This window comes from Vibrio nigripulchritudo ATCC 27043 (assembly GCF_000222685.1).
GTDB classification, from domain to species: domain Bacteria; phylum Pseudomonadota; class Gammaproteobacteria; order Enterobacterales; family Vibrionaceae; genus Vibrio; species Vibrio nigripulchritudo.
The window spans coordinates 23,810-35,206 of sequence record NZ_AFWJ01000270.1; the positions used below are offsets into that span (position 1 = coordinate 23,810).

9 protein-coding genes and 2 pseudogenes are annotated in these 11,397 nt (G+C 46.6%); 7 read left to right on the forward strand and 4 right to left on the reverse strand.

Annotated features, from left to right (window positions below; translation table 11 throughout):
- The first annotated feature begins 4 nt into the window (after positions 1-4).
- The 6 genes from RH89_RS19400 (at position 5) to RH89_RS19425 (ending at position 6,978) form a co-directional block, all read left to right on the forward strand.
- A complete protein-coding gene (locus tag RH89_RS19400) occupies positions 5-445 on the forward strand; it encodes an SRPBCC domain-containing protein (protein WP_004405644.1) in 441 nt (146 codons plus the stop codon).
- Entirely contained in the window at positions 442-1,302 is an 861-nt protein-coding gene (locus tag RH89_RS19405; protein ID WP_004405645.1) for a sulfotransferase, read from the forward strand. Before RH89_RS19400 ends, RH89_RS19405 begins: the two co-directional genes overlap by 4 nt.
- Before the next feature lie 13 nt (positions 1,303-1,315).
- Positions 1,316-2,551 (forward strand): DegT/DnrJ/EryC1/StrS family aminotransferase, encoded by a 1,236-nt coding sequence (locus RH89_RS28840; protein WP_004405647.1) that lies wholly within the window; start codon positions 1,316-1,318, stop codon positions 2,549-2,551.
- Positions 2,541-4,952, forward strand: coding sequence for a phosphotransferase (locus RH89_RS28845; RefSeq protein ID WP_004405648.1), 2,412 nt, complete (start codon positions 2,541-2,543; stop codon positions 4,950-4,952). Before RH89_RS28840 ends, RH89_RS28845 begins: the two co-directional genes overlap by 11 nt.
- Positions 4,949-5,545 carry a CDP-archaeol synthase gene (locus tag RH89_RS19420; protein WP_004405649.1) on the forward strand — a complete coding sequence of 199 codons (597 nt, stop codon included), beginning with the start codon at positions 4,949-4,951 and terminating at the stop codon, positions 5,543-5,545. The genes RH89_RS28845 and RH89_RS19420 overlap by 4 nt, the downstream gene beginning before the upstream one ends.
- Before the next feature lie 215 nt (positions 5,546-5,760).
- Positions 5,761-6,978, forward strand: coding sequence for a M20/M25/M40 family metallo-hydrolase (locus tag RH89_RS19425; RefSeq protein ID WP_004405650.1), 1,218 nt, complete (start codon positions 5,761-5,763; stop codon positions 6,976-6,978).
- A gap of 62 nt (positions 6,979-7,040) precedes the next feature.
- On the opposite strand, the gene RH89_RS19430 is transcribed toward RH89_RS19425, so the two are convergent.
- The 4 genes and pseudogenes from RH89_RS19430 to RH89_RS19445 form a co-directional block, all read right to left on the reverse strand.
- Positions 7,041-8,381: an MATE family efflux transporter gene (locus RH89_RS19430; protein ID WP_004405651.1), complete on the reverse strand. Its 1,341-nt coding sequence runs from the start codon at positions 8,379-8,381 to the stop codon at positions 7,041-7,043.
- Complete coding sequence (locus tag RH89_RS30550; protein ID WP_004405653.1) at positions 8,344-9,051, reverse strand: acyltransferase; 708 nt, start codon at positions 9,049-9,051, stop codon at positions 8,344-8,346. Before RH89_RS30550 ends, RH89_RS19430 begins: the two co-directional genes overlap by 38 nt.
- A 147-nt stretch (positions 9,052-9,198) precedes the next feature.
- Positions 9,199-10,107: a glycosyltransferase gene (locus RH89_RS19440; protein WP_004405654.1), complete on the reverse strand. Its 909-nt coding sequence runs from the start codon at positions 10,105-10,107 to the stop codon at positions 9,199-9,201.
- A 584-nt stretch (positions 10,108-10,691) separates the two neighbouring features.
- Positions 10,692-11,072, reverse strand: a pseudogene (locus RH89_RS19445) (glutathione-disulfide reductase); the annotation flags it as partial.
- 3 nt (positions 11,073-11,075) lie between these two features.
- On the opposite strand from RH89_RS19445, the pseudogene RH89_RS29315 reads away from it, so the two are divergent.
- Positions 11,076-11,397: pseudogene (locus RH89_RS29315) on the forward strand (ATP-binding cassette domain-containing protein); the annotation flags it as partial.

Sequence of the window (11,397 nt, forward strand, 5' to 3'; positions counted from 1 at the left end):
TGCCATGAAAGTTTTGGAAACGGAAATTACCATTGATTCGAACATTGAGCACATCTGGAATGTGCTGACTGATTTCGAAAAATACCCCGAGTGGAACCCATTCTTAACTCAGGTTGAAGGGCCACTGAACCCGGGAGAAACCCTCACAGTGACGGCGCATCCAAGTTCGTCTGTTGCACGCACCTTCTTCCCAAAAATGATTTCAGTGGATGAAGGAACAGAATTTAGCTGGCTAGGTCAGTTCCATTACCCCAAGTTGCTCGATGGTCACCATATCTTTCGCTTAGAAAAAATCGATGAAAACCGCACTCGCTTTGTGCATAACGAAGTGTTCAAAGGGGCGTTGCTTTTTGCTCATCTGCTCCTTCGCTGGAAGCACACAGAGCTAGGGTTTAATGAGATGAATCAAGCACTCAAAGAACGCTGTGAGGAGGCGCTGGCATGACGGCGAAAACAGATTTAGATAATGATGTCTGGCTTTGGTTTAGTGTGCGCTGGCAACGTTTTGTCGATCAAACGCGCTTCTCTCTTCAGAAAGAGCGTATCGCGACAGAATTTGAGCAATTGAAAACCTGCGCGCTTTTTATTGGTTATCCACGCAGTGGTCACAGTATCTACGGCTCCATACTGGATGCTCATCCCGATATGCTGGTGGCGCACCGCCTTGACGCTCTGGCGTGCGTGGGCAAAAAGCCGGACATGAAAAAGCTCGGTTATCTAATCAAGCGCAACTCCGAGCGCTTTGCTCAAAACAGCCGAATGCTGACGGGGTATGCCTACGATATTGATACTGGCTGGCAGGGGAGACATCGCAATCTGGTGGCAGTGGCCGATCAGGAAGGCAAACGCACCACATTGAAGTTGGGTGAAAATCCAGAGCTGATTGAAACCTTGCTCGGGCAAGACAAGCCGATGGTGAAATTCATTCATATCACCCGAAACCCGTTCGACAACATCGCGACCTGGTCGCGTCGCATGGGACGATCTTTGGAATACACCACGGACAAATATCTCGAACTGTGCCGCTACAACAAAGAGATCATCAGCCGATTGCCGGAAAACCGGGTCGTGACTCTTCGCCATGAAGATTTGATAGATGATTTTGATAATACAGTCGGGACGTTACTGGATTATCTGGAGCTGGAAAAAGACCCGCACATCATCACGAAATGTCGGGAAAGTGTGTATTCCAGCCCAAATCAGTCACGCAACAAAGTGAACTGGTCGCCCGATCTGGTCCACCGGGTCGAGACGGAAATTCAGGCGTTCGACTTTATGCGCCATTACCACTTCGGAAACTGATGAGGAACTGATTATGATGATTCCCCGTCATTCTGTCGGCATGAAGTATTCGGATTATTGGCCGTATTTTGCTTCGCGCTTTGTTCCGGGGCTGTACCGCGATCGTGATATTAACGCTGTGACTGAACCCCTGATGCCCCACGCCAAAACTCTGGGCACGCCAACGGGTCGGCATGCGCTCTGGTATTTTCTGGATCTGAAAGATTACCCATTGGGTAGTGAGGTGCTGATTTCCGCCTACAACTATTATGTGGTGGTTCGTCTAGTTGTACAGGCAGGATTAACGCCTGTTTTTGTGGATATCGAGCCCGACACATTATGTATTGACCCGGAAGATGTCGCGAGAAAGGTGACGCCTAATACCAAGCTTATTATTGCCACGCATATGTTTGGCAACCCGACCAACATGCCAGAAATCTGTGCTATCGCCGAACAGAATGGGCTGGACATTTTTGAAGACTGCGCCCATGCGGTGGGTAGCTACATTGGCGACACCCATATGGGGCAATTTGGTTCAGGAGCATTATTTAGCTTTGGGGTAGCCAAAATCGTCAATTGCTTCGGTGGAGGAATGCTGGCTTTGAACGGTCAGACCGCAGAGAACTACCAACCGCCAAAGCACGGAGCGGGATTTCGTCATTCGATGATTGATACCTTCTCTCGTTGCCTTTTGACCACCATTTACAACCCAAAAATCTACAAATTCACCATGTTGCCGCTAGTGAGGTGGGGGAACGCGCTCAGCCGACGTGGCAGACATTGGCTCAGAAACCTGATTGCACCATCAAAAAACGATGCCGCTTGGTATTTTGAACCCGATCAGCGCGCGGAATTTAAACCCTTTATGGTGAACATGCTGGATCGTCAGTTATCCAGAATTGAAAGTAACGTACGCGAACGTCGAAAAAATGTAGCGAAAATCAAAGCCGAACTGGCTTATCACCCCGATATCAAACTGCTCAATGAAGACAAACACGGAATGTCGAACGGGTCGTATTTTGGGGTTTATTGCGAGGATAAACAGGGGCTTTCTGAGTATCTGCTGGCGCATAACGTGGATAACAACCCGCAGGAGTTTTTTGATTGCTCCGTACTGGCACAGTTTGAAGAGTTCAAAGCCGACTGCCCGAATGCTCAATACGCCTCCCAACATTTGATTCGCTTGCCGAGCCAGCCAACGCTGAAAGACAGCCAACTGGACTCGATCATTCGTTTATTAAAAGGATTTAGCTTAGAACATGCCAGCTAGTGAAAAAATGAAACGCCGACTTCCAACGGCTCCCGGCTACGCACAATACAAAGAAGACGCCATTCAAAGCCGTCTGGACTGGTGTGAGCAGGTGTCTGAAACCTCGCTCTCCAACGTCAGTCGAAGCCATCTTGACCCACAGACCTTAGCCGGAAATATAGAAAACTACATTGGTGCGGTTCATGTCCCTATCGGGCTGGCGGGACCTGTCAAAATCAATGGTGAATACATAAATGGGTATGTTCCCGTTCCTATCGCCACGACAGAAGGATGCTTGGTGAGCTCGATTTGCCGAGGTGCCAAAGCGTGTGAACTGGGTGGTGGAATAGACGTTCACGTGATTGCCCAAAATATGGTGCGCGCACCGGCATTCATTTGTGACGACATGGCGTCCGCGGTGGCACTGCAAAAATGGGTCGAAGCGAATCATTCTGCCATTGCAGAAAAAGCAGAAAGCGTATCGTCGGTGGCTAAGCTGACTCGCATTGAACCTCAAGTTTTTGGCGACAGCCTTCATCTGCGTTTTTGCTACGAAACTGCTGACGCGGCGGGTCAAAACATGACTTCTGCCACCACCTGGATTGCCTGTGAGTGGATCATGGATCAACTAAAGCAACTTCCCCATATCGGAGTAAAGCAGTACCTGATTGAAGGCAATATGGCGGGTGACAAAAAGGTGAATGCTCTGAGCCTGACGCGAGGTCGCGGGGTCAGTGTGACTGCACACTGTCGTATTCCTGATTCCGTGCTGAAACGCATTTTGCGGGTGACTTCCGATCAACTGGTTGAAAGCTGGCATCAAGGAGAAATTGGTGCAGCCTGCGCCGGTATGGTCAGCACCAACCTTAACTTTGCCAATGTTGTAGCGGGGATTTTCACCGCCACAGGGCAAGATATTGCGTGTGTTCATGAATCGTCGCTAGGGACTCTTAAAGCCCGAAAAGACGGCGACGCCATTGTGATTAGCGTGTACATGCCTTCTCTGGTGATTGGTACGGTTGGGGGTGGAACAGGGTTGCCGACTCAAAATGAGTGTTTGTCACTGATGGGCTGTGCGGGAAAAGACAAGGTGAAGCGTCTGGCGGAAATCATTGCAGCCACGTGTTTGTGTCTCGATTTATCAACGGGTGCTGCCATTGTTTCCAATGAATTTGTGCAGGCGCATGAGCGACTGGGTCGAAACCGACCAAAACCAGAACAAACCCTGTCAGCCGAGTACTTTAATCAGGTGCTTTACCCAGACTATGCCTGGCTGGAGGAAGTGCGCAAGGTAGAACTGGACACCAATAATGGAGTTATCAATACTTTGGTGTCTAATACGGAATCTGTTTATGGTATTCATCGGTTAGCGGTAGATAATTCGGCAGCCGAGAAAATGGGCTTCGAGACGTTTATCGCTAAGATCAAACCACACAGTGACGAGATAAAACTGTTAGGCGCTCAACTGGCGCATATCTCTGGCGACGATACCTTATCTGGTCTGTATCAGGCGCAAGCCAAAGTACTGGGTTTTGATAACGCGCATCGCAGAGAAATCGCCCTGTTTTCCCACCTTAATGCCCTCGGAGACACCGAACTGCTGGCACTTTGCCCGCAAGTGTATGGTAGTCACGCAGATGACAAATCCCAGTTATATACCTTGCTGATGGAAGATCTCAGCCATTGCTCTCATCTGGACACCATTAACATGCCAACCTTATGGCAGGAAAAGGAAATCAAAACCGCATTACGTGGTTTGGCGAAAATACACGCCAGTTACTTCGATAACTTAGATGCGTTGGAACCTTTGGTGATCAGCGGCTGTTTAGATAAGTTTTGTGCCGACTCATTGCTGGAATCCAAAACGCTATTGAATCGAATTACCGAATACAACCATCAGCGATACCCTGATTTGGTGCCAGAGTCGATAGTTTTCCGAGTCAGCTCATTCATCGATTCAGATTCAACGCTATTGAAAGCGATGTCTGAATTTCCACTTTGCCTAAGCCATAACGATTTCAATATTCGAAATCTCGCCCTGCGGCATACAGAAGCAGGAACTCAGCTTGTTGCGTACGACTGGGAATTAGCCTGTATTCAAAACCCGCAACGAGACGTAATTGAATTTCTCATTAGCGTGATTGATCAGGTTGCAGACAACCAGTCTTTGCAAGAGTACATTGAGTATTACCGCGGTGAATTACAGGCACTGACAGGTTACAAATGTGAGTCAGGGTCTTTCTATAAGGTATTGTTGGGTAATGCGATTTATCTGTTCGCGACTCGGTTTAATGCGTACCTGATGACCAACAATGTGTTCAAGCTGGAGTTCATTGATCGACTGACGGCCAACTTACTGAGTTTTATCGATTTGTTAGAAGGGCAGCAGTCCGAAAGCCAGTTGGAAAACCTTGCGTCATGAACTTCTTGGAGACGTTAAATTCTGTATTGTACCTGCTGCTACCAATCGTAGTGGCAGGGCTCTTGAACATGGTTTTTCTCAAACTTCCGTTACTAAAAGCGATCCATATTCCCATGGATGGGGGCAGAACTTACCGAGACGGCAAAGCGTGGTTTGGCAAGAACAAGACTTGGAAAGGCTTTGTCGGGATGGTGGTGTTTTCCGCTTTAAGCTTTTACTTTATTGGTGCTTGGACAGCGCAATCTGATCACTTACTGGCGCTATCCGTCATCCCCTATGATCAGTTCTCCCAGCTTGAACTTCTGTTATTGGGCGCGAGCTGCGGGTTGGGTTATGTGCTGTTCGAGCTCCCCAACAGCTTTATCAAACGTCGTTGCGATGTACCGCCCGGCGGTAATATTCGCGGTGTTAAAGGTGTGCTGTTTAATTTCTTCGACCAATCTGACTCTGTAATTGGCTGTCTGTTGTTTCTGATGTTGTTTTATCGACTGGATGCCACCATCTGGATTGCCACTTTCATCACCGCCACGCTTGTACACTACATGATGAATATCATCCTTTATGCATTGAAACTCAAGTCGAGCCCTTGGTAGAGGTATTTGCTACATAATTGAAACAAATTGAATCAAAATACATTAAAACTTGGCGGATGAATCGTAATTATTCGTAACAAGTCTTGATAAGATAGTAGAAAGCTCTTAGCTTGGAGAGTTAGCTTCGACCAGTTCGAAATTGACTCTTTTCAGAGCATCACCTGGCAGGACGCCAGGTGCTACCAGTATTCACTAATCATTCGACGAGTTTTTCAATGAGTTCTGATAACAACACCAACGCATGGCAAGCACCTATGCCATCTTCCCAGTTTGAATTTATGGCTGACGTTCTAGATTCTCCATCACCAATCGGTTTTGAAGCAGCAATGAGCTACGGCGTAATCAAACCTGAGTTCGAATCTTTCATGCCGAAGGAGTGGGGCATTCACCAGTTCAAAGGTAATGCAGGATTAGTATTCGATTCGCATCCGGGACGTGATGATCTTGTTAGCGTTATGATTGTCGGTCACGCTGATAAAATTCGCATGCAAGTTCGTAAGATCGACAGCGATGGCAAAGTGTGGATCAACACAGATTCTTTCCTGCCGACTACGCTAATCGGTCACGAAGTAAAAGTATTCTGTCAGGATCCAGAGCAACCAGGTCAATACAAGACGATTGAAGGTTGTACGGTTGAAGCACTGGGTGCTATCCACTTCTCTACTCCAGGTCAGCGTTCTGGCGACCAAGGTATCAAGCCTGAATCTATTTACCTGGAACTGCACACTCACGGTGAAGATCGCAAGAAGCAGGTTGAAGCACTAGGTCTACGTGCAGGTGACCCAATTCTTCTGGACCGTCGCATCAAGCGTGGCGTTTCTCCAGATACGTTCTACGGTGCATACCTGGATAACGGCTTGGGCTGTTTCTCTGTAACTGAAATCGCACGTATTCTGGCGAAAGAAGGTCTGGACAACGTTCGCGTTCTTTACACTATCGCGACGCATGAAGAGATCGGTCGCTTCGGTTCAACAGCAGTTGTTGGTGAGCTTAAGCCTGACGTGCTGATTGCTACTGACGTAAACCACGACTACGAAGCGGCACCGGGTATCGGTGCGAAGAAGATGAACCCGCTGAAAATGGGTGATGGTTTCACCATCGGTCGCGGTTCAGTTGTGTCTGAGTACCTGGTACAAGCACTTGAGAAAGTGTGTAAAGAAAAAGACATCCCGTACCAGCTAGACTTCAGTGGTCGTGACATGGGTACAGACGGTATGGCAGCGGTACTCGCTGGTGTAGACAGCGCAGCAATCACTGTGGGTTACCCAATCCGCAACATGCATACAGCGTCTGAATCTGCTCACACAGGTGACTTGCTGGCATCTATTCACGGTCTGACTGAGCTGCTTCGTCACTTCAACAGCCTGAATGACGGCAAAGGCATCACGCGTGATGACCTGTGCAATGGTCACATTCGCCTAGATAACGCCTAAGCGAACTCAATCTGCTCCGCCCTATGAATTTTCAGGGCGGAGCAGATTTATCGGACGCTTTATTAAGCCTGCACTCGATCCGAGTGAACTTTAACCCAACGACCTGACATCAAACGCTGTATACACAAGCCAATCTTAATCACTTCTTCAACGATCATCAGTAGTAAGATCTGAACGGGTTCAATTCCTGTGGTAAGGAAGTAATAGGTCAAAGGCAGCAACACCACCCACTGACAAAATACATCCACTCCAAGGCAATATTTTGCATCTCCCCCTGCACGCAAAATGCCGATCATAAACATCATTGATAAGCCTTTTAACGCCATTGCTGCAATCAAAATTTGATAAGCAAAACGAGCCGTTTCTTGTAACGCAGGGTTGTCACTGGCGATAAATTCGATCACCAGAGGCTGACTCAAATAAAGCAGTAACGAGAGAAACAAACCCGAGATAAGGCTCAGACTCAGATAACGCGGCAGTAGATACCGGATATCGTCCATTGCTCTTTGCCCAGAGTGGTTGCCAATGACCACGGAAGCGGCACTGGCAAACCCAATCAGAAGGGCTGCGGCGATGGACTCTATCGGTGCTAATGCGCCAAGAATGATCAGTACGTCACTGCTTTGTTTACCAAGCAATGAATGGAAAACATACAAACCTAGCGACCAGATAACACTGTTCAGTGCTGCTACGGATGATAGCTGGATGACTACCGTCGCATCACTAAGTCGGGTTGTTCCCCATACCTGTTTGATCTGCTTAAACGAGAACCAACGTTTGTAAATCACAAAACCAATCAGCAATAAGGTTTCGACACAAGCCGCAATCAAGGTACCGATAGCAACACCTGTAATGCCCCATTTGGGAATAAAACTGATGTTCAGCGCAATATTCAGTGCGACCCCAATTAGGCTAACCACAGTAGCAGCCATGGGTTTGAACATGGTGCGGAGCACGGTAGCCAAAGAGAGTGTTATGGCAAATAGTACAAAAGTGGGTGCGATGATTTGAAGATACAGGCTGCCTTGCTCAATGATGGCGTAGTCGCTGCTGCCAAATGCCATGATGGCTTTGCTGCCAACGAATACCAATCCAGCGCAGCCAAGTGCAATAACTGCTGCCAATGCCAGCATGATCAGGCAGACACGAACAAATTTATCATTGACCTTGTCACCATAACATTGAACGGCGACCTGCCCACCTCCGATTGCCACGCCAATAATGCAAAAACTCAGCACCATGTGAGCCTTGGTTGCCAGCCCCATTGCAGCCATATCTAGCGGGTTGAGGCTGCCAAGCATTACGGTATCAATCATGCTTTTGCTGGAGAAGAGAGCAGTCTGAAAGGCGATAGGTAGCGCAAGGCTAAGCAGTGCCAGCAGCCAGTGCTTTTGCGTTTTCATCGTCGCTTCCTTGCTCCAGGTATTTTACAACCACTGCTGGGTTACCGAGGGCGATGGCGTTATCGGGAATGTCTTTGTACACCACACTGTTGGCACCCACGACGGCATTGCGACCAATGGTCACGCCTTTCAGGATAGTGGCACCTATACCAATCCATGCACCGGAGCGAATCGTGACGGGCGCTGTAGGAGTGCGTTCTACTTCATTCGCTTCACCTCGACCAGTAACCGGATGACCGCTGCAATCCATGATGGTGACTCGTGGACCAAAACTGACGTGGTCTTCAATGGTGACCTTTTCATAGCTGATGATATTGGTGCCTTGAAGAACCACGTGATTGCCAATGTCGATTTGACCAGCCGGGCGGTGATTCGCTTTAACCAGAGTCAGTCGTACAGGAGTATTTTCAAAGGCTACATCGTTTTGTGAATAGATTTGGTTGTGCTGACCAATAGTTATGCGGCCTACAAAATCGTCGCTATTAATAAGTCCTGTCTCGTTAGGCGATGCGCCATAACTTTCGTCGCGTACAAAAGTGAAGGCGACATGTGGTCGACCGATAAGTGAGGATGTCTCCCCTACGGTTAGGTGAGACTGAAACTCAGGTAATACCTGTGGTGTTTCTGAGTTTGGATCCATGGGGTAGAGATTTTCATAAAAACAGGTCATGTCATTAATCCTTTATGGCTGCTGACTTTATTGCGGGAGCGCCAGTAAGCGTCGAAAAACAGATATTCATCAGGTGCCAATACAGCTCAGTCCTGGCTGGTTATTATTGGCACCTTAATATTGGAATTGCGTAGGTGAGGGGCGAAGTTAACCCATGTCCATAAACTGGAATGTCTTAAATGCCGGGATTTCCTGAGGGCGATGCAATTGGATGATGCGGTTAAGTGGTACACCATCTTCGCGATGATCAATGTTATAGAAGCTGGTTTGCCAGATATTGTACTTTTCGTGAATTCGGCGAGCGGCGCTGTTTGAATGTTCGTCGCTATCAGACACTTCTTTAGGGTGTGGCCAGTGTAGCGAGCAAATCGCTTTGTTCATGACGTATTCGTTTTTGTTAAGGAACAGTCGGATGCCCAAATCGACGTCTTCTCCACCCCAAGTATTGAAAGATTCATCGAACAGGCCTGCTTTGAGCAACTCTTCTCTTTCTGCTGACACATGGCAAGTCCAGAACAGATCAAATGGTGCTGGCCATTTGCTCAGATCTTCGCCCATTATCTTGTATTGAGCTTGGCGAATATCATAAGCACCGCTTTGCTTTAAGTGCATCAGTGTCTTGTCGACATCTTTGCTGTTCAGGTGAGGTTCGAGCTCTTTTAATGCTTCTGCATCCACATCAAATCCGTATACGTAGCCAACAATCGTAATCGGTGTTTTTGCTGCTTCGTGGGCTTTTAAATGTTCTTCCAAAGTAATACTTGAAAGCAAAACCCCCGTATCGATATAAACAATATATTGTCCATCTGCGATCATTGTGCCGACATTACGCGCTTTACCCGCACGAAAACCTTTATCTGGTTGCCAGAAATATTGTAAATCAAGATCGGAACGATATTTGTTAATGACTTTCTCTGTATTATCTTTTCCGCCATCATCAACAACAATGACTTCAAATAAATTTTTATCCAGCGTTTGTGAAACTAACGAATCAAGCGTGTAAGACAATAAATCTTCGCGGTTATAGGTTGGGATAACCACACTAATCTTTTTCATTTTTCTATCCCTTGAGTATTAAAAATTCCTTTCTGTGACCAGTTTATATCTCTACAAAAAAATATGTGCAAGGTCTCATAGTTAATATTTTTTTATTAAAAATGAGTGATTTTCTATTTTTGCAATTAAAAACAATGAGTTATGTTAAGTGATTTGCATTCCAAATAAATGATGTAAATTTCATTTTTTACATTTATGAAAGAGGTTTTTAGCAAGGAAAGATGATATTTTTTATTGATTTAAATGTTATTTAAGAGTTATTGATAACTAATTTCAATAATTTAAATTGTTTTATAAACTATTTGAGATGAGTGGTTTGTATTAAATATCTAATCTTTTTTTATTTAAATAATATAAATTTAGATTTGATGATCTCTGATTTTTTAATTAGTTCTTCACTACCTCTGACTTTTATTTATTGTTTTACCGTTATATTAATAAATATTTTTTCCGTACCAATGAATGGAAACTTATATTGTGTATCATTTAGATACCCATATAAAAAACCGGCTATGCATTCACATAGTCGGTCAATCATTGTTCAATGTTAATTTGGGAGGGTAATAAAACCTATCCCAAGTGACTTATCTCATCGTCACGAATTCTTCTGACCCCGTTGGGTGAATCGCTACAACGCTGTCGAAGTCTTCTTTAGTCGCGCCCATCTTCATTGCGACGCCGAAGCCCTGAATCATTTCGTCTACCGCAAAACCGATACCATGCAAGCCGACCACTTTCTCGTCTTCACCTGCGCAAATCAGCTTCATCTGACACGGCTGGCGGTGCTTAGTCACTGCTGTGTACATCGCGGTAAAACCCGACTTGTATACTTTTACGTTTTCTTCGCCGTACTGCGCAATGGCTTCTGGCTCGGTTAAGCCAATTGTGCCGATTGGTGGGTGGCTGAATACCACGGTTGGTACCAGGCTGTAATCCATCTTCGCGTTTGAACTGTTGTTGAACAGGTGTCAGCCCGACGCCGCTGTCCTTTGCGCCGTCAGATGCAGATGGTGTTCCAGAACCCATATACGTCGATGAACCCTCGAATGAAAATTTTCGACATCATTGCGGAGCCGATTCGTTTCCACAAATTGACACGCAATGAATCCGAAACCAGGCAGATTGTTGAAGACCTGCTTGAGCACGTTGGTTTGGGCAAAATGGCGGGAGTGAAATACCCCCATGAGTTCTCCGGCGGACAAAGACAACGTATTTCCATCGCACGTGCACTGGCGACACGACCTCGCCTGCTGATTTGTGATGAACCTACTTCAGCACTGGATGTTTCGG

Excerpts from the sequence above, each read along its gene's own strand:
- RH89_RS28845 (WP_004405648.1), top strand. The coding sequence starts at position 2,541 with ATGCCAGCTAGTGAAAAAATGAAACGCCGACTTCCAACGGCTCCCGGC.
- RH89_RS30550 (WP_004405653.1), bottom strand. The coding sequence starts at position 9,051 with ATGACCTGTTTTTATGAAAATCTCTACCCCATGGATCCAAACTCAGAA.
- RH89_RS19420 (WP_004405649.1), top strand. The coding sequence starts at position 4,949 with ATGAACTTCTTGGAGACGTTAAATTCTGTATTGTACCTGCTGCTACCA.
- RH89_RS19405 (WP_004405645.1), top strand. The coding sequence starts at position 442 with ATGACGGCGAAAACAGATTTAGATAATGATGTCTGGCTTTGGTTTAGT.
- RH89_RS19400 (WP_004405644.1), top strand. The coding sequence starts at position 5 with ATGAAAGTTTTGGAAACGGAAATTACCATTGATTCGAACATTGAGCAC.
- RH89_RS19425 (WP_004405650.1), top strand. The coding sequence starts at position 5,761 with ATGAGTTCTGATAACAACACCAACGCATGGCAAGCACCTATGCCATCT.
- RH89_RS19440 (WP_004405654.1), bottom strand. The coding sequence starts at position 10,107 with ATGAAAAAGATTAGTGTGGTTATCCCAACCTATAACCGCGAAGATTTA.
- RH89_RS19430 (WP_004405651.1), bottom strand. The coding sequence starts at position 8,381 with ATGAAAACGCAAAAGCACTGGCTGCTGGCACTGCTTAGCCTTGCGCTA.
- RH89_RS28840 (WP_004405647.1), top strand. The coding sequence starts at position 1,316 with ATGATGATTCCCCGTCATTCTGTCGGCATGAAGTATTCGGATTATTGG.